General features: G+C 70.5%; 24 protein-coding genes and 1 pseudogene. 10 read left to right on the forward strand and 15 right to left on the reverse strand.

Annotated elements, in window-relative coordinates; all coding sequences use genetic code 11:
• Nucleotides 1–113 precede the first annotated feature (113 nt).
• Complete coding sequence (gene aroB / locus PGN25_13100; GenBank protein MEH3118492.1) at nt 114–1,853, forward strand: 3-dehydroquinate synthase; 1,740 nt, start codon at nt 114–116, stop codon at nt 1,851–1,853.
• 73 nt (nt 1,854–1,926) lie between these two features.
• On the opposite strand, the gene PGN25_13105 is transcribed toward aroB, so the two are convergent.
• Together PGN25_13105 and PGN25_13110 are read right to left on the reverse strand one after the other, a co-directional pair.
• Complete coding sequence (locus PGN25_13105) at nt 1,927–2,253, reverse strand: HigA family addiction module antitoxin (GenBank protein MEH3118493.1); 327 nt, start codon at nt 2,251–2,253, stop codon at nt 1,927–1,929.
• A gap of 53 nt (nt 2,254–2,306) precedes the next feature.
• Nucleotides 2,307–2,585 (reverse strand): type II toxin-antitoxin system RelE/ParE family toxin, encoded by a 279-nt coding sequence (locus PGN25_13110; GenBank protein ID MEH3118494.1) that lies wholly within the window; start codon nt 2,583–2,585, stop codon nt 2,307–2,309.
• Between the two features lie 228 nt (nt 2,586–2,813).
• Between PGN25_13110 and rlmN the strand changes: the two genes are divergently transcribed.
• On the forward strand, nt 2,814–4,088 hold the full coding sequence (gene rlmN / locus PGN25_13115) for a 23S rRNA (adenine(2503)-C(2))-methyltransferase RlmN (protein MEH3118495.1): 1,275 nt from the start codon (nt 2,814–2,816) through the stop codon (nt 4,086–4,088).
• Between the two features lie 196 nt (nt 4,089–4,284).
• Here the strand turns inward: rlmN and PGN25_13120 are convergent, their stop codons facing one another.
• Nucleotides 4,285–5,904 carry a phosphoenolpyruvate carboxykinase gene (locus PGN25_13120; protein ID MEH3118496.1) on the reverse strand — a complete coding sequence of 540 codons (1,620 nt, stop codon included), beginning with the start codon at nt 5,902–5,904 and terminating at the stop codon, nt 4,285–4,287.
• 312 nt (nt 5,905–6,216) lie between these two features.
• Here PGN25_13120 and recR point away from each other — a divergent pair, with 312 nt between their 5' ends.
• From recR to truA, 4 genes are all read left to right on the forward strand, one after another.
• Nucleotides 6,217–6,822, forward strand: coding sequence for a recombination mediator RecR (gene recR / locus PGN25_13125; protein MEH3118497.1), 606 nt, complete (start codon nt 6,217–6,219; stop codon nt 6,820–6,822).
• A gap of 100 nt (nt 6,823–6,922) precedes the next feature.
• A complete protein-coding gene (locus PGN25_13130; protein ID MEH3118498.1) occupies nt 6,923–7,441 on the forward strand; it encodes a peptide deformylase in 519 nt (172 codons plus the stop codon).
• Between the two features lie 9 nt (nt 7,442–7,450).
• Nucleotides 7,451–8,380 (forward strand): methionyl-tRNA formyltransferase, encoded by a 930-nt coding sequence (gene fmt, locus PGN25_13135; GenBank protein ID MEH3118499.1) that lies wholly within the window; start codon nt 7,451–7,453, stop codon nt 8,378–8,380.
• Between the two features lie 13 nt (nt 8,381–8,393).
• Entirely contained in the window at nt 8,394–9,152 is a 759-nt protein-coding gene (gene truA, locus PGN25_13140; GenBank protein MEH3118500.1) for a tRNA pseudouridine(38-40) synthase TruA, read from the forward strand.
• Here truA and dapE read toward each other — a convergent pair.
• On the reverse strand, nt 9,137–10,312 hold the full coding sequence (gene dapE, locus PGN25_13145) for a succinyl-diaminopimelate desuccinylase (protein MEH3118501.1): 1,176 nt from the start codon (nt 10,310–10,312) through the stop codon (nt 9,137–9,139). The two genes, truA and dapE, sit on opposite strands and share 16 nt — an antisense overlap.
• Before the next feature lie 255 nt (nt 10,313–10,567).
• Here dapE and moeB point away from each other — a divergent pair, with 255 nt between their 5' ends.
• On the forward strand, nt 10,568–11,404 hold the full coding sequence (gene moeB / locus PGN25_13150) for a molybdopterin-synthase adenylyltransferase MoeB (protein ID MEH3118502.1): 837 nt from the start codon (nt 10,568–10,570) through the stop codon (nt 11,402–11,404).
• Here the strand turns inward: moeB and PGN25_13155 are convergent.
• The 7 genes from PGN25_13155 to rpmI form a co-directional block, all read right to left on the reverse strand.
• Entirely contained in the window at nt 11,352–12,224 is an 873-nt protein-coding gene (locus PGN25_13155; protein MEH3118503.1) for a DUF1186 domain-containing protein, read from the reverse strand. The genes moeB and PGN25_13155 overlap by 53 nt on opposite strands.
• Nucleotides 12,225–12,244: 20 nt before the next feature.
• Nucleotides 12,245–14,668, reverse strand: coding sequence for a phenylalanine--tRNA ligase subunit beta (gene pheT, locus PGN25_13160; GenBank protein MEH3118504.1), 2,424 nt, complete (start codon nt 14,666–14,668; stop codon nt 12,245–12,247).
• Between the two features lie 19 nt (nt 14,669–14,687).
• On the reverse strand, nt 14,688–15,173 hold the full coding sequence (locus tag PGN25_13165; protein MEH3118505.1) for a hypothetical protein: 486 nt from the start codon (nt 15,171–15,173) through the stop codon (nt 14,688–14,690).
• The gene (locus PGN25_13170; protein MEH3118506.1) at nt 15,173–15,472 is read right to left on the reverse strand and encodes a hypothetical protein; all 300 of its coding nucleotides are present in this window, start codon (nt 15,470–15,472) and stop codon (nt 15,173–15,175) included. Before PGN25_13170 ends, PGN25_13165 begins: the two co-directional genes overlap by 1 nt.
• A gap of 20 nt (nt 15,473–15,492) precedes the next feature.
• Nucleotides 15,493–16,572 carry a phenylalanine--tRNA ligase subunit alpha gene (pheS, locus tag PGN25_13175; protein MEH3118507.1) on the reverse strand — a complete coding sequence of 360 codons (1,080 nt, stop codon included), beginning with the start codon at nt 16,570–16,572 and terminating at the stop codon, nt 15,493–15,495.
• Between the two features lie 180 nt (nt 16,573–16,752).
• Nucleotides 16,753–17,118 carry a 50S ribosomal protein L20 gene (gene rplT, locus PGN25_13180; protein ID MEH3118508.1) on the reverse strand — a complete coding sequence of 122 codons (366 nt, stop codon included), beginning with the start codon at nt 17,116–17,118 and terminating at the stop codon, nt 16,753–16,755.
• 53 nt (nt 17,119–17,171) lie between these two features.
• A complete protein-coding gene (gene rpmI / locus PGN25_13185) occupies nt 17,172–17,375 on the reverse strand; it encodes a 50S ribosomal protein L35 (GenBank protein ID MEH3118509.1) in 204 nt (67 codons plus the stop codon).
• Between the two features lie 328 nt (nt 17,376–17,703).
• Here rpmI and PGN25_13190 point away from each other — a divergent pair.
• The 3 genes and pseudogenes from PGN25_13190 to PGN25_13200 all read left to right on the forward strand — a co-directional run bounded on the left by PGN25_13190 (nt 17,704) and on the right by PGN25_13200 (nt 20,975).
• Nucleotides 17,704–17,990: pseudogene (locus PGN25_13190) on the forward strand (molybdopterin oxidoreductase family protein).
• 132 nt (nt 17,991–18,122) lie between these two features.
• Complete coding sequence (locus PGN25_13195; protein MEH3118510.1) at nt 18,123–19,751, forward strand: ABC transporter ATP-binding protein; 1,629 nt, start codon at nt 18,123–18,125, stop codon at nt 19,749–19,751.
• Nucleotides 19,752–19,754: 3 nt separating this feature from the next.
• A complete protein-coding gene (locus PGN25_13200; GenBank protein MEH3118511.1) occupies nt 19,755–20,975 on the forward strand; it encodes a phosphopentomutase in 1,221 nt (406 codons plus the stop codon).
• A 43-nt stretch (nt 20,976–21,018) separates the two neighbouring features.
• Here the strand turns inward: PGN25_13200 and ettA are convergent, their stop codons facing one another.
• The 4 genes from ettA to PGN25_13220 form a co-directional block, all read right to left on the reverse strand.
• Entirely contained in the window at nt 21,019–22,671 is a 1,653-nt protein-coding gene (ettA, locus tag PGN25_13205; GenBank protein MEH3118512.1) for an energy-dependent translational throttle protein EttA, read from the reverse strand.
• A 198-nt stretch (nt 22,672–22,869) separates the two neighbouring features.
• A complete protein-coding gene (locus PGN25_13210; protein ID MEH3118513.1) occupies nt 22,870–23,148 on the reverse strand; it encodes a hypothetical protein in 279 nt (92 codons plus the stop codon).
• Between the two features lie 11 nt (nt 23,149–23,159).
• On the reverse strand, nt 23,160–24,056 hold the full coding sequence (locus PGN25_13215) for a DNA/RNA non-specific endonuclease (GenBank protein ID MEH3118514.1): 897 nt from the start codon (nt 24,054–24,056) through the stop codon (nt 23,160–23,162).
• Between the two features lie 7 nt (nt 24,057–24,063).
• On the reverse strand, nt 24,064–24,318 hold the full coding sequence (locus PGN25_13220; GenBank protein ID MEH3118515.1) for a hypothetical protein: 255 nt from the start codon (nt 24,316–24,318) through the stop codon (nt 24,064–24,066).
• Nucleotides 24,319–24,475: the final 157 nt, after the last annotated feature.

Below are 24,475 nucleotides of genomic sequence, written 5' to 3' on the forward strand. Positions count from 1 at the left end.
TCGAAGGCATGGCCGAGGGGCTTTCGGCTTCGGGCCGGGGGCTGTACCGACCGCCACGCCGTCCCCGTCCGCGCACCCTTCGCCGTATCGGCAAAACCGTCTATGACCGCCCGATGACCGTCCCCCAGCCGCCGGCGCCGGCGCCCGGCGAACCGATCGAAGCACGCCTGCGCCGCGGCCTGGGAGCCCGGTCGATCGTGCTCGTCGGCCTGATGGGGGCGGGCAAGAGCACGGTCGGGCGCCGCCTCGCCGGCCGCCTCGGGCTGATGTTCAAGGATGCCGACATCGAGATCGAGGCGGCGGCCAAGCTCACCATCGCCGACATCTTCGCCATCTACGGCGAGGCAAGCTTTCGCGACGGCGAGGAGCGGGTGATCGCCCGGCTGTTGCGCGAGGGGCCGATGGTGCTCGCCACGGGCGGGGGCGCCTTCATGCGTGCGGCGACGCGGGAGCGGATCGCGGCCGGCGGGGTCTCGGTCTGGCTCAAGGCCGATCTCGACGTGCTGATGCGCCGCGTGCGCAAGCGCGCCACGAGGCCCCTGCTTCAGACCGCGGATCCGGAGGCGACCATGCGCGCGCTGATGGACGTGCGCCATCCGGTCTATGCCGGGGCCGACGTCACCGTCCTCTCCCGCGACGTCTTCCACGACCGCGTGGTCGAGGACGTGATGGACGCTCTCGACATCCACATGAATCCGGCCCGCGCGGCCCCGCCCCGACCCTCGACATCCTCCATGACGAAACAACCTCTGCATGTAAAGGTTCCGCTCTCCGGCGGGCGCGGCTACGACATCCGGATCGGCCGCGGCCTGATCGACGCGGTGGGGGCGCAGGCGCGCGATCTCGGCGGCCGGGCGGCCGGCATCGTCACCGACGAGACCGTCGCCGGCCTCTACGGCGAGCGGGTGCGGGCGAGCCTGGAGGCGGCCGGACTGCGCAGCGGCCTCATCGCCGTGCCGCCGGGCGAGTCCTCGAAAAGCTACGCGGCGTTCGCCGGTGTCTGCGACGGGCTGCTGGCCCAGAAAATCGAACGCGGCGACCTCGTGGTGGCGCTCGGCGGCGGCGTGGTCGGCGACCTCGCCGGCTTCGCGGCGGCCTCCCTGCGGCGCGGGGTGCGCTTCGTCCAGGTTCCGACGACCCTGCTCGCACAGGTTGATTCGTCCGTCGGCGGCAAGACCGGCATCAACGCGCCGCTCGGCAAGAACCTGATCGGCGCCTTCCACCAGCCGCGCCTCGTCATCGCCGACACCGCGACCCTCGACACCCTCTCGGAGCGCGAGATGCGGGCGGGCTACGCCGAGGTCGCCAAGTACGGCCTGATCGGCGATGCCGGTTTCTTCGAATGGTGCGAGGCGAACTGGTCCGGCATCTTCGCCGGCGGGCCGGAGCGCGACGAGGCGGTGGCCGCCTGCTGCCGCGCCAAGGCCGGAGTCGTCACCCGCGACGAGCGGGAGGACGGCGAGCGGGCCCTGCTCAATCTCGGCCACACCTTCGGCCACGCCCTGGAGCGGCTGACCGGCTACGACGCCGCCCGCCTCGTCCACGGCGAGGGCGTCGCGATCGGGCTGGCGCTGGCCTTCCGCTTCTCGGCCCGGCTCGGCCTCTGCCCCGGCCAGGACGCGGGTCGCGTGGCCAACCACCTCGCGCTGGCCGGCCTGCCGACCCGCCTGAGCCAGGTGCCGGGCGGCTGCGGCGACGCGGATGCGCTGCTCGACGCCATGGCCCAGGACAAGAAGGTGCGCGACGGCCGGCTCACCTTCATCCTCGCCCACGGCATCGGCCGGAGCTTCATCGCCCCGGGGATCGACGCGGCCGAGGTGCGCGGCTTCCTGGAAGAAGAGCTGCGGGGCTGAGCAGCAGGCGGCACTCGAACTCAGGACGGCTCGGGCTTCGAACCGCTCGAACTCGGGGCCACCTGCGGGGTGCCTATGCGACCGCCTTCGATCCCATGTTCGGAATCTGCTCGACGACGCTGCCGAGCCTCCTTTCCGCGTGCCAGAGATCGAATGCCTCCTGCATGCGGAGCCATAGCCGGGGACCGTTGCCGCAGAACTTGCCGAGACGGAGGGCCATCTCGGGCGAGACACCGACTTCCTGCGCCAGAAGCCGGTGGAGATGCTGGCGCGTGACGCGCAAGTGCCCGGCGGCGGCGGTGACCGAGAGGTCGATCGCGGGCAGGATTTCGTCTCGGAGCAGGGCGCCGGGGTGGGTCGGGGGCCGGTTCGGACGTGCGGCCGGAAGTTCGTCAGCCACGATTGGTTTTCCTCCATGGGGTATGGACCTTCGTTGCCGAACGCCCGCGATGTCTAATGATACTGCTCGAAGTCCACGCGGTACGCGTTGCCGTCTTCGAACTCGAAGGTGATGCACCAGGGTCCGTTGACATGGATCGAGTACCGCACGGGCACATGTCCCTGAAGCGGATGAAAATCGAAGCCGGGAAGCTTCAGATCCTCCGGCTCTGCTGCGTTGTCGATCGCGTCGAGCCGTGGAACGATCCTCGCACGCATCGTCTTGTTGATCCTGGCCGTACGTCCGGTCTCGAAGAGTTCCTTGAGACCCTTGTTTCTGAAGCTGATCAGCATCGAAGAAGAAAACCTTCTCCGCGAGAGGCCTGAAATCGCCCACGCCCGAGCGGAAGACCGGCCCGGGTCATGGATGTCGCGTGTCACACGACGTGCGACATGTGGGCGAGATCGGCGAGGTCGTCAAATTCGGCCCTGTTTTCAGAACTCGCCTCGTTCCCGGGTGGTCGCGTTCCCGCGCGAATGCGCCTATATGAGAGCCGTTCCAGCTTCCTAAGGTCCTGAGCCATGGCGACGGCGTCGCTCGACTCCGCCCCGGGCGCATCGCGCGCCCTCCCCGCAATCGAGAAGGCCCCCGAGGTCACCGCCCTCTCGACCCTGCCCGGCAAGGCCTCCCTCGTCGGCCTCACGCGCGAGGGCCTGAAAGCCGCGCTGCTCGGCATCGGCGTGCCCGAGCGCGAGACGCGGATGCGGGTGAGCCAGATCTGGCACTGGCTCTACGTGCGCGGCGCCCGCGCGTTCCCCGAGATGACCAATGTCGGCAAGGGCCTGAAGGCGCAGCTCGCGCAACACTTCACCCTCGACCGGCCGGAGGTCGTCACCGAGCAGGTCTCCCGCGACGGCACCCGCAAGTGGCTCCTGCGCATGGCCCCGACCGGCGCGCACGACCACAATCGCGGCGCCGAGATCGAGTGCGTCTACATTCCCGGCGACGATCGCGGCACGCTCTGCGTCTCGTCCCAGGTCGGCTGCACGCTCACCTGCTCGTTCTGCCACACCGGCACGCAGCGCCTCGTGCGCAACCTGTCGACGGCCGAGATCGTGGCGCAGCTCGTCGTCGCCCGCGATGCGCTCGGCGACTTCACCGGCCAGATGCCGGGCAAGGACGGCGGCGAGGCCGGGAGGCTCGTCACCAACATCGTGTTCATGGGCATGGGCGAGCCGCTCTACAATCTCGACGCGGTGATCGACGCCATCGCGGTGATGTCCGACCAGGAGGGCTTGGGCCTGTCGCGGCGGCGCATCACCGTCTCGACCTCCGGCGTGGTGCCGCAGATCGAGCGGCTGGGGTTGGAAGCCAACGCCATGCTGGCGATCTCGCTGCACGCCGTGCGCGACGCGTTGCGCGACGAGCTGGTGCCCCTGAACCGCAAGTACCCGATCGCGCAGCTTCTCGACGCCTGCCGGAACTATCCGGGCCTCAGCAACGCCCGGCGCATCACCTTCGAGTACGTGATGCTCAAGGGCGTCAACGATTCGGACGCCGACGCCCGCGCCCTGGTGCGGCTCCTCAAGGGCATTCCGGCCAAGATCAACCTGATTCCGTTCAACCCCTGGCCCGGGTCGAAATACGCGTGTTCGGACTGGGAGCGGATCGAGCGCTTCTCCGAGTTCGTGTTCAACGCCGGCTACGCCTCGCCGGTGCGCACCCCGCGCGGGCGCGACATCCTGGCGGCCTGCGGCCAGCTCAAGAGCGAGACGGAGAAGCTGCGCGCCCGCGCCCGGATGATGCTCGAAGAGGGCATGGGCGCGGAGGCCGTCTACGCCGATCAGGTCGATTGAGGCGCAAGGCCCTCTCCGTCATCGCGAGCGTCAGCGAAGCGATCCAGCGGCGCGACCTTTCCGGAGAGGTCGGCGCCCTGGATCGCTTCGGCTTCGCCTCGCGATGACGGAGGACGCTGACGGAAAGGGCGGTGCGGCGGGCAGGCCGCCGCCCCATCCCCGCTCCTCCCCCGCAAGAGGGAGGGATACCCGCTCGTTACGCCGCGATCGGCGCGGCGACCGGCTCGGCGGCGCGCACGTCGGCGTCGACGTGGCTCTCGAAGCGCTTGAAGTTCTCGCGGAACATCGTGACGAGGCGCGTGGCCGTGTCGGCGAACGCCGCCTTGTTGGTCCAGGTCTCGGCCGGCGCGAGCACCTGCGTCTCGACGCCGGGCACCGCGACCGGCACCGCGAAGCCGAAATACGGATCGCGGCGGAACTCCACTTGCGCCAGCGAGCCGTCGAGCGCCGCCGAGAGCAGCCGGCGGGTGACGCGGATCGGCATGCGCCGACCGGTGCCGACCCCGCCTCCGGTCCAGCCGGTGTTGACGAGCCAGCAATCGACGCCGTGCTCGGCCATCCGTTCGCGCAGCAGGTTGCCGTAGACGCTGGGGTGGCGCGGCATGAAGGGCGCGCCGAAGCAGGTCGAGAAGGTCGCCTCCGGTGCGGTCAGGCCGCGCTCGGTGCCCGCCACCTTGGCGGTGTAGCCCGAGAGGAAATGGTACATCGCCTCGGCGCCCGTCAGCTTGGCGATCGGCGGCATCACGCCGAAGGCGTCGCAGGTCAGCATCACGACGTTCCTCGGATGCCCGGCCCGGCCGGTGGCGCTCGCGTTGGCGATGAAGTCGAGCGGGTAGGCGCAGCGGGTGTTTTCCGTCAGCGACGCGTCGTCGAAATCGGGGGCCCGGCTGACGGGATCGATGACGACGTTCTCCATCACCGTGCCGAAGCGCTCGGTGGTGGCGTAGATCTCCGGCTCGGCGTTGCGCGACAGCCGGATGGTCTTGGCGTAGCAGCCGCCCTCGAAGTTGAAGATGCCGTTCGCGCTCCAGCCGTGCTCGTCGTCGCCGATGAGTTTTCGCGACGAGTCGTTCGAGAGCGTCGTCTTGCCGGTGCCCGACAGGCCGAAGAACAGGGCCGAATCGCCGGTCTCATCGAGCGCGGCGTTGGCCGAGCAGTGCATCGGCATCACGCCCGCATTCGGCAGCACGTAGTTGAGATAGGTGAAGACCGACTTCTTCATCTCGCCGGCATAGGCCGAGCCGCCGATCAGCACGATCTTCTGCGAAAAATCGATGGCGATCACGGTCTTGGAGCGGCAGCCGTGCCGGGCCGGATCGGCCTGGAAGCTCGGCAGGTCGACGATCGTCAGTTCCGGCACGTAACCGCTGAGCGCGTCGCGCTCGGGGCGGATCAGCAGGTTGCGGATGAACAGGGAGTGCCACGCCAGTTCGGTATAGACCCGCGCCCGCACCCGGTGGGCCGGATCGGCACCGCCGAACAGATCCTGGGCGAACAGCGCCTTGCCGCGGGCATGGGCACGGAAATCGTCGAGCAGCGTCGCGAACTGCCCGGGGGTGATCGAGCCGTTGTTGTCCCACCAGATCCCGGTCTCGGTGCTCGCGTCGCGCACCACGTACTTGTCCTTGGGGGAGCGGCCGGTGTGGCTGCCGGTGGTGGCGACGAGCGCCCCGCCCCGGGCGAGTTCCGCCTCGCCCCGGCGCAGCGCCTCTTCGTAGAGCCGGGGTGCTTCGAGGTTCCAGTGGACGGCGGCGAGATCGGTCAGGCCGACCGCCTCCGGTCCGTGGGCCGCATTGAATTCGCCGATGGTCTTCACGGGTCTTTCCTCCTCACGGCCCCTGATCGCGCCGTCGCGCCGGTCGGTCCGGCTGTTTCGCGTTCTTCCGGTGGGGCGTCCGTGCGGTCGGTCAGGGCCGCCGCACGCAGGTTCTCCACCCCGCTCGCTCAATGGATCGGTCTCCGGCTTGGCCGTCAACCAATCTTCGGTATGGGTTCAAATAAAACTGGCTCGCCGGCTCGTCATGGAACGGCCGAGCTGTCGCGATCCTGAACGGGCAAAATGCCGACGGAAGGCCTATGTGAGGGAAGGCGCCTGCCGCCCTTTCATTCACAGCCGTTCCGCACCCGCATGCCCCAAGCCGTCGCCGGCCCCGAGATCGAGCGCCTGATCCAGCTTCTCGGGCGCATGCCGGGCCTCGGGCCCCGCTCCGCCCGCCGGGCCGCGCTCCAACTCATCAAGAAGCGCGAGACCTTGCTCGGCCCGCTGGCCGAGGCGATGCGGATCGCCGCCGAGCGCATCGTGGTGTGCCGCTCCTGCGGCAGCGTCGATACCAGCGATCCCTGCACGATCTGCCGGGACGGGAGCCGCGACCCCACCACCCTCGTCGTGGTCGAGGACGTGTCCGATCTCTGGGCGCTGGAGCGCTCCGGCGCGGTCAAGGCGCGCTACCACGTGCTCGGCGGCGTGCTCTCGGCGCTCGACGGGGTGCGGCCCGAGCACCTCACCATCGGCCGCCTCGTGGAGCGGGCGGGCGAGCCGGGGGTGCAGGAGATCATCCTCGCGCTCAACGCCACCGTCGACGGCCAGACCACGGCCCACTACGTCACCGAATCCCTGAAAGCCCTCGGGCTGACGATCACCCGGCTCGCTCACGGCGTGCCGGTCGGGGGCGAGCTCGATTATCTCGACGAGGGCACGCTCACGGCGGCGATCCGCAGCCGGACGGCGTTCTGAGAGCGGACGATTTGACCGCCTCCGCGCCGCCGCCTATCTGCGGATGACGCAACGCGTTTTCACGCGTGCGCTCCCACTCGCCCATCCCGGCCCGGAAGCCATGACCGTCCGCCCCCTCGTGATCCTGCCCGACGCGCAACTGCGCCTCGTCTCCGAGCCGGTGAGCGCGGTCACCGACGAGATCCGGACGCTCGCCCGCGACATGATCGAGACGATGTACGACGCCCCCGGCGTCGGCCTCGCCGCGATCCAGATCGGAGTGGCCAAGCGCGTCGTCACCATCGACACCGCGAAGGACGAGAACGCCAGGAACCCGACCGTCTACCTCAACCCGGAGATCGTCTGGTCCTCGGAGGAGAAGCGCGTCTACGACGAGGGCTGCCTGTCGATCCCCGAATTCTACGGCGAGGTCGAGCGGCCGGACCGCGTGCGGGTGCGCTACATGACCCTCGACGGGCAGACGGTGGAGCGGGAGGCCGACGGCCTGCTCGCCACCTGCCTCCAGCACGAGATCGACCATCTCGACGGCGTGCTGTTCATCGACCACCTGTCGAAGCTCAAGCGCGACCGGGTGATGAAGAAGTTCACCAAGGCCGCCAAGCGCGACGCCGCCGCCTGACGGGATCCGATGCGTATCGTCTTCATGGGGACGCCGGACTTCGCGGTGCCCACCCTGGACCGTCTCCGCGCCGACGGCCACGCCATCGCCGCCGTCTACACCCGCGCCCCGGCCAGGGCCGGCCGCGGCATGGCGCTGAAACCCTCCCCGGTCCATGCCCGCGCCGAGGTGCTGGACATCCCCGTTCTGACGCCCGCGACCCTGAAGACCCCGGAGGCCGTCGAGACCTTCGCCGGGCATGAGGCGGACGTGGCGGTCGTCGTCGCCTACGGCCTGTTGCTCCCGCAAGAGATCCTCGACGCGCCGCGCTTCGGCTGCCTCAACCTGCACGGCTCGCTGCTGCCGCGCTGGCGCGGGGCCGCACCGATCCAGCGCGCGGTGATGGCGGGCGACGCGACGAGCGGCGTCGGCGTGATGCGCATGGAGGCCGGGCTCGATACCGGGCCGGTGGCGATGGAAGAGCGCATCGCGATCACCGAGGGCATGCGTGCGGGCGAGCTGCACGACGCGCTGATGCCGCTCGGCGCCGACCTGATGGGGCGGGCGATCGCCGCCCTGGAGCGGGACGGCCTGACCTTCACGCCGCAGGCGGCGGACGGCGTCGTCTACGCCCACAAGATCACCGGCGCGGAGTCGCGCATCGACTGGTCGCGGCCGGCGCAAGAGGTCGTGCGCCACATCAACGGGCTCTCGCCGGTTCCGGGAGCCTCTTTCGAGGCCGATCTCGGCAAGGGCACCGAGCGGGTGAAGGTGCTGCGGGCGCTGCCGGCGGACGGCTCGGGCGCGCCGGGCCGGCTGCTCGACGCGTCCTGCACGATCGCCTGCGGCGCAGGCGCGGTGCGGCTTCTCGAACTGCGCCGGGCCGGCAAGGGCGGCGCCGCGACGGGCGAGGCGTTCTTGCGCGGGACGCGGCTGGCGGCGGGCGCGCGGCTCGGGTGAGCGCGCAACCCTGATGCCCCGCTACAAGCTCGCCATCGAGTACGACGGCGCGCCGTTCCGCGGCTGGCAGCGGCAGGCCGACGACCCGACCGTGCAGGCGGCGATCGAGACCGCCGTCACCCGCTTCTCCGGCGAGACGGCGCGGCTGACCTGCGCCGGGCGCACCGATGCGGGCGTGCACGCGATCCAGCAGGTCGCGCATCTCGATCTCGCCAAGGCGTGGCGCACCGACACCGTGCGCGACGCGCTCAACGCCCATCTGCGCCCGCAGCCGGTCTCGATCGTCTCCGCCGAGGTCGTCGGACAAGACTTCGACGCGCGGCATTCGGCGATCCGGCGGCACTACCGCTACCGCATCCTCAACCGGCGCAGCCCCGCCGCGCTCACCCGCGCCCAGGTCTGGCACGTGCCCTGGCCGCTCGATGCCGGGCTGATGCACACGGCCGCCCAGCGCCTCCTCGGCCGCCACGATTTTTCCGCCTTCCGCGCCGCCGAGTGCCAGGCGGCGAGCCCCGTGCGCACGCTCGAACGACTCGACGTGACACGTCAGCGGATGGGCCTCTTCGAGGAAATCGTGATCGCGACCTCGGCCCGTTCCTTCCTGCACCATCAGGTGCGGGCCATGGCCGGCACGCTGATGCTCGCGGGCTGCGGGCGCCTCTCGGCCGACGACGTGGCGGAGATCCTGGCGACGCGGGCCAAGCACCGCTGCGGGCCGCTGGCGCCGGCCTGCGGGCTGACCTTCGTCGGCGTGGATTACGCCGAGAAGTAACGCTCCAGCACCCGCCCGTAGATCGCGGTCAGCCTCTCCAGATCCACGATCGCCACCCGCTCGTCGGCCTCGTGCATGGTCCGTCCGACGAGGCCGAACTCGATCACCGGACAGGCATCCTTGATGAAGCGCGCATCCGAGGTGCCCCCCGTCGTGGAGAGCGCCGGACGCCGCCCGGTCTCGGCGTGAATCGCATCCGCGACCCGATCGACGAAGGCGTCGGGCCGCGTCAGGAAGGCGGGTGCGTTCGAGGGTTGGAGATCCAGGCTGAACCGCACCGCGTTGCCGGCCGCCGCCTCCAACCGTCGGCGGATCTCGGCGCCGAGCGTGTCGGCGGTCCAGTCGTCGTTGAAGCGCACGTTGAACACGGCCCTCGCCGAGGCCGGGATCACGTTGGTGGCGGGGTTGCCGACATCGATCGTCGTGAATTCGAGGTTCGAGGCGTCGAAATGCGCGGTTCCGCCGTCGAGCGGCTCGGCGACCAGCGCCGAGGCGAGGCGCAGGAGACCGGGGATCGGGTTCTCGGCCCGGTGCGGATAGGCGACGTGGCCCTGGCGCCCGTGCACGGTGATGCGGCCGGTGAGCGAGCCGCGCCGGCCGATCTTGATCATCTCGCCGAGGGTGTCGGGGTTGGTCGGCTCGCCGAGCAGGCAATGGTCGAAGCGCTCGCCCCGCGCCTTCGCCCAATCGAGCAGCTTGACGGTGCCGTTGACCGCCGGTCCCTCCTCGTCGCCGGTGATCAGGAAGGCGATGGAGCCTGCGAAATCCGGCCCGCGCCGGTCGAGGAAGGCGAGCGTCGCCGCGAGCATGCAGGCGATGCCGCCCTTCATGTCCACGGCACCGCGGCCGTAGAGGAAGCCGTCCGCCACCGCGCCCGAGAACGGCCCGTGCGTCCAATCGGCGATCTCGCCCGGCGGCACCACGTCGGTATGGCCGGCGAAGACGAGAACCGGGCCGCCGGTGCCGATGCGGGCATACAGGTTCTCGATGTCCGGCGTGCCGGACTCGGAGAAAACCGGGCGCTCGACGGAGAAGCCGGCCCTTGCCAGTCGATCCGCCAGGAACGACAGGGCACCCCCCTCCTCCGGGGTGACGGAGGGGCAGCGGATCAGCGCCCGGGCGAGGGCGAGGGGGGAATGGTCGGACAAGGGCGGCCCCATGGCTTGGTCGGGATCGCGCCTCCCATTCTGTCCCTCATCCTGAGGCGCCCGCGCCAGCGGGCCTCGAAGGATCTTCCAGTGGCCGCGCGACGTCCGGAGGATCCTTCGAGGCCTCCGCTTCGCTCCGGCACCTCAGGATGAGGGGGCGGGTGGGAGACGGCAACGATCGAGGGCCAGCCGTAGCACGCACCCGCCCTGCGCGCAGCAAGCCCCCGACCGCTTCCACCGCCGGCCCGAGGCGCTTACATGGCGCGCATGGCCCTCAACTCCGAAGAGATCGAACGCTACGCCCGCCACCTCGTCCTGCGCGAGGTCGGCGGCCCGGGCCAGGCCCGGCTGAAGGCGGGGCGCGTGCTGGTGATCGGCGCGGGCGGGCTCGGCGCGCCGCTGATCCAGTATCTCGCCGCGGCCGGAATCGGCACCATCGGCATCGTCGACGACGACACGGTGTCCCTGTCGAACCTGCAGCGGCAGGTCATCCACGGCACCGCCGACGTCGGCCGAAGGAAGGTCGAGAGCGCGGCGGAGGCGATCGCCCGGCTCAACCCGCATGTGCGCGTCGAGACGCATGCCTGCCGGCTGACGGCCGAGAACGCGCCGGCCCTGCTCGCCGGCTACGATCTCGTCGCCGACGGCTCCGACAACTTTTCGACCCGCTACGCCGTCTCGGATGCGTGCTTTGCCGCCGGGAAACCCCTGGTGACCGCGGCGCTCGGCGCCTTCGACGGCTCGCTCACCACCATCCGCGCCCACGAGGCCGGTCCCGACGGGGAACCGAACCCGACCTATCGCTGCCTGTTCCCGAACCCGCCGCCGCCGGGCAGCGTCGCGCCCTGCGCCGAGGCCGGCGTGCTCGGGGCGCTCGCCGGTGTGATGGGCTCGCTGATGGCGATGGAGGTGATCCGGGCGTTCGCCGGCTTCGGCGAGCCCCTGGTCGGACGCCTGCTGATGGTGGATGCCCGCTCGATGCGCTTCGAGACGCTGGCCTACGCCCGGGATCCGGACAACCCGCTCAATGGGGTCGGGACGGGCGCCGGGGTCAGGACAGGCCCGGAAGGCGAACCGGCGGGGCCCCCGCCTCGAGCGCGTTGAGGCAGCATTTCTTGTACTTCTTGCCCGAGCCGCAGGGGCAGGGATCGTTGCGGCCGACATCCTTGAACGGGTTCTTGACCGGCTGGCCGTAGGAGGTCTCCGTCCAGTCGAGGGCCGCGACCGGATCGTCGAGGGTGCCGTAGCGATCGCCGAACGTGCTCAGGTCCGGCGGTTCGGCGCCGGCCTGCCGCAGCGCCTTGCGGAACCACGCGGCGTCGCTGAACTCGTCGGTGAGGCGCCCGTCGCGCCGCGCCGCCTCGGCCCGGGGTGCGAGGTCGGCCAGCCCGAGATAGGCGATCGCCTCCTCCCAGGCGACCCAGGCCATATCGCCCTCGACCGCGGCTTGCGCGGCGTCGAAGCGCACCAGCAGGGCGCGGGCATCGTCGAGCGGCAACCGGCCCTGCCGGGTCAGGTAGGCCAGGGCCGCGAACGCCTCGGAACGCATGAACCCGTCGGCGGCGCTGTCGAGGATCAGATCGTGCAGCGGGGCCGCGTCGCCGTCGAAGACGCTGGCGATGATGCGCGCCGTCGTGATCGTGGCGGCATCGCCGAGGACGCCGTCGATGGCCTCGTTGTCCTGGTGCAGCAGGCGGACGAAGGGGCGGTAGACGCGCGTGTCGCGGGCGGCGGCGAGGGCGTGGAGGCCCCAGAACAGCAGGTTGGCCTCGTGCTCGCTGACGGCGTCGGCGTCCTCCGCCGCGATGCCGAGCACCTTGAGCACGGCCTCGGCGACGGTCTCCGGCTCGGCGGCCGCGCGCCGGAGATCGGCCTTCGGCATGTGCTCGGCGACCGAGAGACGCTCGATCAGGTCCAGATCCATGGCCATGGCTCCTTCCTTGCTCAAGACCGAAGCGTCGCGCCGGTCTTCTTCGACACCTCGGCGACGATCCTGGCGCTCACCGTCTCGATCTCGGCGTCGGTGAGCGTGCGCCCGGAGGGTTGCAGCCGCACCGCGACCGCGACCGACTTCGCGCCCTCCGGGATGCCGGCGCCTTCGTAGAGGTCGAACACCTCGACGTTCGCGATCATCTTGCGCTCGGCGCCTTGCGCCGCCTTCAGGATGTCGGCGGCCGTCACGTCGCGGGATACGACGAAGGCGAAGTCGCGGGAGATCGCCTGGAGGTCGGACAGCACCAGCGCGGGCTTCGCCTTGGTCGGCCGGTGGCGCGGCAGCGGCAGGGCATCGAGGACGATCTCGAAGGCGACCAGCGTCCCCTTGAGGTCCATCGCCTTCAGGAGCCGCGGATGCAGCTCGCCGAAGCCCCCCACCACGTTCTTCGGCCCGAACTGCAGCGTGCCCGAGCGGCCGGGATGCAGCCAGTCCGGGCCGCCGGCCACGACCTGGAGCCCGCCGGTCGGCACGCCGAGCGCGGCGAGCAGCGCCAGCGCGTCGGCCTTGGCCTCGAACGCATCGACCGGTGCGGCCGCCCCGCTCCAGTGGCGCCCCGCCCCGCCGTGGCGGGCGGTGCCGCGGCGCAGGCCCGCGGCCCGCAAGGACTGCCCCTCCGGCTCGTCGCCGGCGAAGCACTGCCCGACCTCGAACAGGGCCGTGTCGGCGAAACCCCGGTCGGCATTGGCCTGCGCCGCCCGCAGCAGGCCCGGCACGAGGCTCGGGCGCATGTCGGAGAGATCGGCGGCGATGGGGTTGGCGAGCGCCAGATCCGCCCCGCCGCCGCCGAACAGCCGCGCGTCCTCGTGCGCGATGAACGAGTAGGTCACCGCCTCCAGCAGGCCGCGGCTGGCCAGCGCCCGCTTGGCGAGGCGCCCGCGCCGCTGCGGCACGGTCAGCATCGGCTCGGTCGCGACCGTCTCGACCCGGGGCAGCGGCTTCGGCTCGATCCGGTCGAGGCCGGCGATGCGCACGATCTCCTCGACGAGGTCGGCCTTGCCCTCCACGTCCGCCCGCCAGGAGGGCGGCAGCACCTTCACGCGGTCGCCCGAGCCGGAGACGTGGAAGCCGAGCGCTTCCAGCGTCACCTTCATCTCGACCCGCGACAGCTCGATGCCGGCCAGGCGCCGCACCTCGGTCCAGGGGAAGTCGATGACGCGGTCGAGATCCGGCACCGCGCCGGCGACGGTCGCCTCGCTCGGCGTGCCGCCGCACAGATCGACCACGAGGCGGGTGGCGAGGTCGAGCCCCGGTAGGGCGAAGGCGGGATCGACGCCGCGCTCGAAGCGGTAGCGGGCATCGGTGACGATGCCGAGGCGTCGGCCGGTGCGGGCGATGGTGCGCGGATCCCAGAGCGCCGACTCGATCAGCACGTCGGTGGTGGTCTCGTCGCAGCCGGAGGCCTCGCCGCCCATGATGCCGCCGATCGACTCGACGCCGTTCGCGTCGGCGATCACCACCGCGTCCGGATCGAGGCGGTAGGTCTTGCCGTCCAGCGCCACGAGGCTCTCGCCGTCCTCGGCCCGGCGCACGGTCAGGCCGCCCGCGACCTTCGCCGCGTCGAAGACGTGCAGCGGGCGCCCGCGGTCGAAGGTCATGTAGTTGGTGATGTCGACGAGCGCGTTGATCGGGCGCAGGCCGATCGCCCGCAGGCGCTTCCGCATCCAGTCCGGCGAAGGGCCGTTCTTCACGCCGCGCACGAGGCGCAGGCCGAAGAGCGGGCAGAGACCCTCGTCGTGCGCGTCGAAGCGCAGCGTGACGGCGGTCGGGCAGGCGCCCTCGCCCCGCACCGGCGGCAGCGGCTCGCGCTTCAGGGTGCCGATGCCGGTGGCGGCGAGATCCCGGGCGATGCCGTGGATCGAGGCGCAGTCCGCGCGGTTCGGGGTCAGGTTGATCTCGATCACCGGATCGTCGAGTCCGGCCCAGAGGGCGTAAGCGGTGCCGACCGGCGCGTCGGCGGGCAGGTCGAGGATGCCGTCGTGGTCCTCGCTCAGGCCGAGCTCCGCGCCGGAGCAGAGCATGCCGCGGCTCTCGACGCCGCGGATGGTGCCGACCGAGAGGGTGATGTCCTTGCCCGGCACGTAGGTGCCGGGCGGCGCGAAGACCGAGAGCATGCCGGTCCGCGCGTTCGGCGCGCCGCACACGACCTGGAGCGGCGGCCCGTCGCCGGCATCGACCTGACAGACCCGCAGGCGGTCGGCGTTCGGGTGCGGCTCGGCCGAGATCACCCGGGCGATGACGTAGGGGCGAAGCGCGGCGGCCTTGTCCTCGATCCCTTCGACTTCGAGGCCGATCCGCGTCAGCGTCTCACCGATCGCGTCGAGGGAGGCTTCGGTGTCGAGGTGGTCCTTGAGCCAGGAGAGGGTGAATTTCATGTCTTCGGGACGCTTCGGTTCAGGCGGCGCGCTGGCGGGCCAGCAGGAGAATGGCGAGTTGCAGGCGGGCTTTCGACGCGAGCCCTTCGATCAGAGCGATGGCATCCCGTGCCTCCTCGATCAGGGCGAGCGTCTGCATGCGGCTGAAGAGGGCGGAGGGTGGGGCGTAATCGGCGAGGTGTCGATTCTCCTGAAGGTTCTCGAACAGGGCGCTGATGCGCTCGATGGCCGGATCGATCTGCTTGGCTTCCCGGCTCCTGAGCTTCTTCAACGCAACGCCATGATCGAGGGAGCGATAGATCGGCGGCAGATTCGATGTCTTGCTCCAACCGACCAGCTCATCCGCACAGAGCGTGCAGAGGGTGTGGAACAGGGCGTAGTACGCACTGCTCACGGCCCGACGCATGGACGCCTGCCGGTATGCCGCAGGGCCGGGCGCCTGCGCCAACTGATCGGCGACGGCGATGAGGCTGCCGACGAAGGTTCCGGGAAGCTTGCGCGCCATCACTCGGCCGCCAGGGAATCGTCGGCATAGGGCGGCGGATCGTCCGGATAATCGTAGATGAGATAGGGAAAACGGTGCTCTCCCTTTTCCTCGAGCGCGTGGCGCAGAGCGACAAGCGCATCTGCCGTGGTGCGTCCGCTCGTCACGCCAGCGCCCGACCGGAACCGAACCGTCACGAACAGCGCGTCCTCGTCGGCGTGGTTGGGCTTGGCCTGCACCGTCGCGCTCTCGAAGCCCGCTCCACGCATGATGCGCGCAAGCACATCCTGAACAACCGCTTCGATCTGAGCATCGGTCATCGCCACGCTCCTTCGCTATCTCACCCCGTCAGCCCGCCGACGAGGCTCGGCACGTCGATCGGCCGGAAGCCGTAATGCTCCAGCCAGCGCACGTCCGCCTCGAAGAAGGGGCGCAGGTCCGGCATGCCGTATTTGAGCATGGCGAGCCGGTCGATGCCCATGCCGAAGGCGAAGCCCTGGACCTGATCCGGGTCGAGGCCGCCGCTGCGCAGCACGTTGGGGTGGACCATGCCGCAGCCGAGGATTTCGAGCCAGTCGGTGCCCTCGCCGAAGCGCAGCTCGCCGCCCTTTCGCGAGCACCGGATGTCCACCTCCGCCGAGGGCTCGGTGAAGGGGAAGAACGAGGGGCGGAAGCGCATCGTCACGCTCTCGACCTCGAAGAAGGCGCGGCAGAACGATTCCAGCACCCACTTGAGATTGGCGATGTTGGCCGAGCGGTCGATGACGAGGCCCTCGACCTGATGGAACATCGGGGTATGGGTCTGGTCGGAATCGTGCCGGTAGGTGCGGCCGGGCATGATCACGCGGATCGGCGGCTGCCCCGCGCGCATGGTGCGCACCTGCACCGGCGAGGTGTGGGTGCGAAGCAGCTTGCGCCGCCCGAGATGGTCGGGGGCGAGGAAGAACGTGTCGTGCATCTCCCGCGCCGGGTGCCCCTCGGGGAAATTGAGCGCGGTGAAGTTCAATTCGTCCGTCTCGATGTCGGGCCCTTCCGCCACCGAGAAGCCGAGATCGGCGAAGATCGCCGTGATCTCCTCGATCACCTGGCTGATCGGGTGGATGCGGCCGCGGGTCTCCGGCGCCTCGCGCAGGGGCAGCGTCACGTCGATCCGCTCGGCGGCGAGCCGCGCGTCGAGGGCCGCCTGCGCCAGCGCCGCGCGCTTCTGCGCGATCGCGCCCTGCACCCGGTCGCGCAGGCCGTTGATGAGGGGGCCGCGCTCACGCCTCTCCTCCGGCGTCATCGCGCCCAGCGTCTTGAGAAGCTCGGAGAGGCTGCCCTTCTTGCCGAGCGCCGCCACGCGCGCGGCCTCGAGAGCGGCCTCGTCACCGGCCCGCTCGATCTGCCCGAGAAGGTCGCGTTCGAGAGCGTCGAGATCCATCACCGCCGTCCTTGGCCAGTCGTCCGCGGGCTGCCTTCGCGCGCCGTTTGCATGCCTGCAAGGGCGCGAATGCTGCAAATCGAGACCATCGGGCAAACTGGCCGAGGTCCAAACGAAGAAGGCGCGGCGCTCGCCGCGCCGCGCCTTGTCGATGGGTCGTTCCGCCGTGCGGCGGAGCGGTCAGGCGGCCTTCGGCAGGGCCGACTTCGCCTTCTCGACCACCGCCGCGAAGGCGGCCGGCTCGTGGATGGCGAGCTCGGACAGGGCCTTGCGGTCCACCGCGATGCCGGACTTGGCCAGCGCGTCGATGAAGCGGGAATAGGTCAGGCCGTGCTCGCGCACCGCCGCGTTGAGCCGCTGGATCCAGAGCGCGCGGAAGGTGCGCTTCTTGTTCTTGCGGTCGCGGTAGGCGTACTGGAGGCCCTTCTCCACCGCCTGCTTGGCGATGCGAATGGTATTCTTGCGCCGGCCGTAATAGCCTTTGGCGGCCTTCAGAACCTTCTTGTGCTTCGCGTGACTGGTCACGCCGCGCTTGACGCGGGCCATGGGAGATCTCCTGGAACTTTAAGACAAAAACAGATCGCGAGGGGTGGAAGGACTTACCGCTGGTTCGGCAGGAAGTACTTCTTCACGTTCGCGGCGTCGCCCTCGAACAGGGTCGTGGTGCCGCGCAGGTTGCGGATCTGCTTCGTGGTCCGCTTGATCATCCCGTGGCGCTTGCCGGCCTGGGCATACATCACCTTGCCGGTGCCGGTGATCTTGAAGCGCTTCTTGGCGCCCGACTTGGTCTTCAGCTTGGGCATTTGGCTCTCCTGAACGCGACGGCGATCCGACCGGCGGCCGGCACCTCGCGCTTGAATGCTGCTGGAGCAACGGGAACCGCCACGGCAGCCCTGATCGGCCGGGCGGTTCAACGCGGGCGGCTTATGGCAGAAACGTTCGCCGGTTTCAATCGAGCGATCCACGAACGCAGGGCACCGACCTCGGGTTGACGGCGGTTTACGGGTTGTGCAGCGAGCGACCCTGTGAGCGGGGCCGTTGCGATGAGCCTTGTGATCCTGCCGACCTCGCGCCTGAGGGCGCTTCCGGATCACCTGGGCCGGATCGAGGATGTGCGCGAGCCGTGCCGGCCGCCGCTTCAGCGCGATCATCGCGACGCACGGGGCGCAAGCGATCCTTCCCTACAACGACCTCGGTAACGAGGGCGTGGTGCGGGGGCTCACCGTCGGCGACGCCTTCTTCAACCGCCTCGGGGCGACGGTGGCCGGGAAGACTTCTGCGGCTCCGGATCGTGCACGGCGTGGCTGCTCACCGTCGGGCCCACCAACGGCACCGACCCGATGAGTTTCGCGCGATCGAAGCTGATCGTGATCTGGGACTGCAACTCGGTCTCGACCAACCTGCACCACTGGCACATCGATCAGGCAAGCGCAGTGCAGGGGATGAGGGCTTGCGACTTCAAGAAAATTCGCGCTCCGCGCCCCGCGCGCTATAACCCCCCATCCCGCCCCGACACCGGACGGCGGGCCGATCTTCGCCGCCGGGGTTCGATGTCCGATACGCTGCTGACCGTCGAGGATCTCTCGGTCGCCTTCCGGTCCGGTGCGCGCGAGACGCTCGCGGTGGACCGCGTCGGCTTCTCCATCGAGCGGGGCGAGACCCTGGCGCTGGTCGGCGAATCCGGCTCCGGCAAGTCGGTGACCGCACTCTCGATCCTGCGCCTGCTCGACGGCGCCGCGCATCACCCGGGCGGAAAGATCCGGTTCAAGGGGCGCGACCTGCTGACGCTGCCCGAGCGGGAACTGCGCGCGGTGCGCGGCGCGGACATCACCATGGTGTTCCAGGAGCCGATGACCTCGCTCAACCCGCTCCACACCATCCAGCGGCAGATCGGCGAGGTGCTGGAGATCCATCGCGGCTTGGGCGGCAAGGCCGCGCGCAGGAGAATCCTCGAACTGCTCGACCTCGTCGGCATCCGCGACGCCGGGCGGCGGCTCGGCGCCTATCCGCACGAACTGTCCGGCGGGCAGCGCCAGCGCGTGATGATCGCCATGGCGCTCGCCTGCGAGCCCGACCTGCTGGTGGCCGACGAGCCGACCACCGCCCTCGACGTCACCGTGCAGGCGCAGATCCTGGCGCTGCTCGCCGACCTGCAGAAGCGGCTCGGCATGGCGATGCTGTTCATCACCCACGATCTCGGCATCGTGCGCCGGATCGCCGACAGGGTCTGCGTGATGCTCGCCGGCCGGATCGTCGAGGCCGGGCCGGTGGCCGCGGTGTTCTCCCGGCCGCAGCACGACTACACGCGGCGGCTCCTCGCCGCCGAGCCCTCGGGCCGGGCGAACCCGGTGCCGGCGAACGCCGAGGAACTGGTCGAGGCCGGCCCGATCAAGGTCTGGTTTCCCCTGAAGGAGGGCCTGCTCCGGCGCACGGTCGGCCACGTCAAGGCGGTCGACGGGGTGCGGCTCCGGGTGCGGGCGGGCGAGACCGTCGGCGTCGTCGGCGAATCCGGTTCCGGCAAGACCACGCTGGGCCTCGCCCTGCTGCGGCTCACCGAATCGGAGGGGCCGATCGTGTTCCTCGGGCAGCGGATCGAGGAGCGCGGCCCGCGCGCCATGCGGCCCCTGCGCAAGGACATGCAGGTCGTCTTCCAGGACCCCTACGGCTCGCTCTCGCCGCGCATGTCGGTGGGCGACATCGTCGCCGAGGGGCTCGAAGTGCAGGGGCAGGTGCGGCGGGCCGAGGAGCGCCGTGCCCTGGTCGCCAAGGCGCTCGCCGATGTCGGCCTCGACCCGGCGGCGATGGACCGCTACCCGCACGAATTCTCCGGCGGCCAGCGCCAGCGCATCGCCATCGCCCGCGCCATCGTCCTCAAGCCCCGCTTCGTCGTGCTCGACGAGCCGACCTCGGCGCTGGACCGCTCGGTGCAGGCGCAGATCGTGACGCTCCTGCGCGACCTCCAGCGCGAGCGCGGGCTCGCCTACCTGTTCATCAGCCACGACCTCAAGGTGGTGCGGGCGCTCTCGAACTACGTCATGGTGATGCGGCAGGGGCAGGTGGTCGAGGAGGGGCCGGCCGACGCGATCTTCGCCGCGCCCAGGACCGACTACACCCGCGCCCTGTTCGCGGCGGCCTTCGACATGGACGCCGCGACCACCGCCGAGATCGAGCCGGCCTGAAGCATGGCCCGCGCGCTCCTCGTCGTCCTCGATTCCGTCGGCATCGGCGGTGCGCCGGACGCCGCCCGCTACGGCGACGCCGGCGCCGACACGGTGGGGCATATCGCGCGAGCCTGCGCGGAAGGGCGCGGCGACCGGCCGGCCTTGCGCGCGGGTCCCTTGCGCCTGCCGAACCTCGCGGGCCTGGGGCTCGGCCTCGCCTGCGCGGGCGCCACCGGCCGCGTGCCGCCGGGGCTCGACCCGGCCGGTGAGCCGCGGGCCCTGTGGGGCCACGCGGTCGAGACGGCGGCCGGCAAGGACACCCCGTCCGGCCACTGGGAGATCGCCGGCGTGCCGGTGCGGGAGCCCTGGGGCCATTTTTCCGATGCACGGCCCGCCTTCCCGGTCGAACTGACCGAGGCGCTGACGACGCAAGCCGGCCTGCCCGGCATCCTCGGCGACCGCCACGCCTCCGGCACCGCGATCATCGAGGAACTCGGGGCCGAGCACGTCCGCACGGGCCGGCCGATCTGCTACACCTCGGCCGACAGCGTGTTCCAGATCGCCGCCCACGAGGAGGCGTTCGGGCTGGAGCGGCTCTACGAGACCTGCCGGATCGCGCGGGCCTTGTGCGACCCCTACCGCGTCGGCCGCGTCATCGCCCGGCCCTTCCTCGGCAGCGCGGCGGACGGCTTTCACCGCACGAGCCGCCGCAAGGACTTTTCGGTGGCGCCGCCCGCCGGGACGCTGCTCGATGTTCTGGAGGCCGCCGGCCGCTCCGTGGTGAGCATCGGCAAGATCGGCGACATCTTCGCGCACCGCGCCACGGGCCGCGAGATCAAGCCGGCCGGCAACGCCGCCTGCCTCGACGCGGCGCTCGACGCCTTCGCGACGCTGCCGGACGGCGGCCTCGTCTTCCTCAACCTCGTGGATTTCGACACCGAGCACGGCCACCGCCGCGACGTGCCGGGCTACGCCGCCGAGCTGGAAGCCTTCGACGCGCGCCTCCCCGAGATTCACGCGGTCCTGAAGCCGGGCGACCTCTGCCTCGTCACCGCCGACCACGGCAACGATCCGACCTGGGCCGGCACCGAGCACACCCGCGAGCAGGTGCCGATCCTCGCCTTCGGGCCGGGGCTGCACCCGCGCGCCCTCGGCCGGCGCGGCAGCTTTTCGGACATCGGCGCCTCGGTCGCGGCGCATCTCGGCCTGCCGCCGCCCGGGGCGGGCACGGCGTGGTGGTGAGGGCCGGGCGCATTCCTCTCCCCGCGTGCGGGGAGAGGGGACATCACCGCGAAAACTTCTTGTACTTCAACTTCTTCGGGATGATCGAATCCGTCCCGAGCCGGCGCTTCTTGTCGGCCTCGTAATCGGAAAAATTGCCCTCGAACCACTCGACGTGGCTGTCGCCCTCGAAGGCGAGGATGTGGGTCGCGATGCGGTTCAGGAACCAGCGATCGTGGCTGATGATCACCGCGCAGCCCGCGTAATCCTCCAGGCCCTCTTCGAGCGCCCGCAGGGTCTCCATGTCGAGGTCGTTGGTCGGCTCGTCGAGGAGCAGCACGTTGCCGCCCTTGCGCAGGGTCGCGGCGAGGTGGACGCGGTTGCGCTCGCCGCCCGAGAGCACGCCGACCTTCTTCTGCTGGTCGCCGCCCTTGAAGGCGAAGGCCGCGCAATAGGCTCGGCTGTTGATCTCGCGCTTGTTGAAATAGAGGATGTCGTTGCCGCCCGAGATCTCCTGCCAGACCGTCGCGTTCGGATCGAGCGCGTCGCGGGACTGGTCGACATAGCCGAGATGCACGCTCTCGCCGACTTCGATGGCGCCGCCATCCGGCTTCTCGACGCCGGTGATCATCTTGAACAGGGTGGTCTTGCCGGCGCCGTTCGGGCCGATCACGCCGACGATGCCGCCCGGCGGCAGCTTGAACGAGAGATCCTCGATCAGCAGCCGGTCGCCGAACGCCTTGTTCAGGCCCTTGAACTCGATGACGTTCTGGCCGAGCCGCTCGGTGATCGGGATGACGATCTGCGCCGTCGCGTCGACCTTCTGCTGCTGCCTGGCGACCAGTTCCTCGTAGCGGGTGATGCGCGCCTTGGACTTGGTCTGGCGGGCCTTCGGCGACGCCGAGATCCACTCCGTCTCGCGGGCGATGGCGCGCTGGCGGGCCATGTCCTCGCGGCCCTCCTGCTCCAGGCGCTTCTGCTTCTGCACCAGCCAGGAGGAGTAGTTGCCCTCGTAGGGGATGCCCTTGCCGCGGTCGAGTTCGAGGATCCAGCCCGTCACGTTGTCGAGGAAGTAGCGGTCGTGGGTCACGATCAGGATCGCGCCCGGGTACTGGCGCAGGTGCCCTTCGAGCCAGTTCACGGTCTCGGCGTCGAGGTGGTTGGTCGGCTCGTCGAGGAGGAGAAGCTCCGGCTCCCACAGAAGCAGGCGGCACAGGGCGATGCGGCGGCGCTCGCCGCCCGAGAGCGTCGCGACCGGCTGCTCGTCGTTCGGGCAGCCGAGCGCCTCCATGGCCTGATCGACCTTCGAATCGAGCTCCCAGAGGTTCTGGGCCTCGATCCGGTCCTGGAGTGCGGTCATCTCGTCCGCGGTCTCCTCGGAGTAGTTCATGGCGAGTTCGTTGTAGCGGTCGAGCAGCGCCTGCTTCTCGGCCACGCCCTCCATGACGTTCTCGCGCACCGTCTTGTTCGGATCGAGCTGCGGCTCCTGCGACAGGTAGCCGACGCGGGCGCCCTGGGCGACCCAGCCGTCGCCGGTGTAGTCCTTGTCGATGCCGCCCATGATCTTCAGCAGCGTCGACTTGCCGGCGCCGTTGATGCCGAGCACGCCGATCTTGGCGTCCGGGTAGAACGACAGGTTGACGTTATCGAGAACTTTCTTGCCGCCCTGGTAGGTCTTGGTCAGACCCCGCATGTGGTAGATGAATTCGCGGGCCATGTGCGTTCGTCCTGCGTGAAGCGTGCCGGCGGATGCGTGGCCTCTCGCGCGAGGTCCGGCTCCCTTCGAGCCGAGCCGCACGGGCACCGTCCGCCTGCGGATGAAGAATTGCTGTCCGACTATCAGGGCCGCCCGACAGGGGCAAGGCAAAGGGCGGGGCCGGCCGGACGCATGCCGGGACGTGGGGGTCCGTGCGGCTCAGGCGAAAGGGTTGCGCACCGGCTTCGACGCCTCCGGCTCCTCGGGGACGGAATCGGGCAGATCCTCCGCTTCGAGGGCGGCGACCACCGCGTCGAGCAGGCTCTTCAGGGCCTTCGCCCGCTTCAAGCCCTCCCGGTCGCGGGTGAGGTCGAGGCTGCCGTGCAGGGCGATGCGGCTTGTGCCGTTCTCGATGGAGAGGCCGGCGAAGGTCTGCACGCCCGCATCCTCGGCGAAGGGCCGGAAGGGGAGGGTGGAATCGGCTTTGCGGCGCGGCATCGGGGCCTCCGTCAGAAGATCGCGCGCATCAGCTCGCGCCAGAGCCGGCGCAGGACGTCGTGGGCCAACTGCTTGAGGAAGCCGGCGAACGAGTCGCCGCCGCGCGAAAATTCGTACGGCTTGGGCAGGCTCATCGCTCGGGCCTTGACGGTCTCGGGCAAGGCCGGGAACACGTCGAGCCCGGCCCTGTCCCGCAAGGTCGCGAGCGAGACCGCACGCCACTCGGCCCCCGTCGCGTTCGCCACGAGATAGGCCCCGGCCTCGCCGGTGCGCGGGTCGTAGAGCGCCTTGAACAACTGCGTCGGCACCAGCACGCGCCCCTTGATCGCGCCGACCGAGCGGCCTTCGAAGAGCGGGCCCGTCACCACGAAGATCTCGCCGCGCTCGGTCGCGAGCCGGCGCACGCTCTCCTCGATCGCCGCCCAGAGGCCGCGGTTCACCGCGCGGTTCTGGGGCACGATGTTGGCGAGGCTGAAGGATTCGGCCTGGGCCGCCGCGCTCGGCATGTCGCCGGCCGGCGCGAGATGGCCGCGGTCGTAGCCGCTGTGGACGTAGTCGGCGAGGCTCGCCCGGTCGTCCTCGGGCAGGCGGTCCTCGTCGTGGAAGGCGTCGGCGCGCTCGACCCGGCGGGCGGCGGACACGCTGCGGCGCGTCAGGCGCTCGGCCGCGTAGAGCGGGGTGCGCGAGACGGCCGAATGCAGCACCGCGAAGGCTTCGAAGCAGAGCGGAACGGTCCTGTCGGCGAGCTTCGGGTTGGTCGGCACCGGCGCCCGGCCGTCCGCGAACAGAGCAGGGCAGGTGGGCGCCTCCGGCAGGGATCGGGGGGCGGGCTGGAACGGCGCCTGGGGCCGGGCCGCCTGCGAGTTCGCGACGACGAGGACGGCGAGGATCGGGACGAGCGGTCGCATCGCCGGCTCAGGTGCAGACCCGGACGCGCCGGGTGCCGGACGGCGTCTCCCGCCAGCGATAGCCGCAGGGGCGGCCGAGCGGGTCGATCAGCGGTCGGATGTCGCGATCCGGCGGCCCGGGTGGGCGGCGGCAGCGGACGTCCCCTGCGCAGATCCCCGCGCGGGGCCGGTGCGCGCCGGCATCCGCCGCGAGCGCCGTGCCGCCGGCCATCAGGGCCAGCGCCACGGTGGCCGGGGTCAGGGTCTTTGCGGCGAAACGCATCGCGGCGGCAGCCTCGGGCTCGGGCGAGATGTTGATCCGAGATGTTGATCCATGCAGCCTTCGTCCATAACTGGAGGCGCGTCACGCGTGAAATGGCGGGCTGCCTTAACTCTGAAGGCAGACGGGGGGATCGAATCCTCTGAAACGTTCGCCGCTG

Origin of the sequence: Methylorubrum populi (assembly GCA_036946625.1) — a bacterium.
GTDB lineage: Bacteria > Pseudomonadota > Alphaproteobacteria > Rhizobiales > Beijerinckiaceae > Methylobacterium > Methylobacterium populi_C.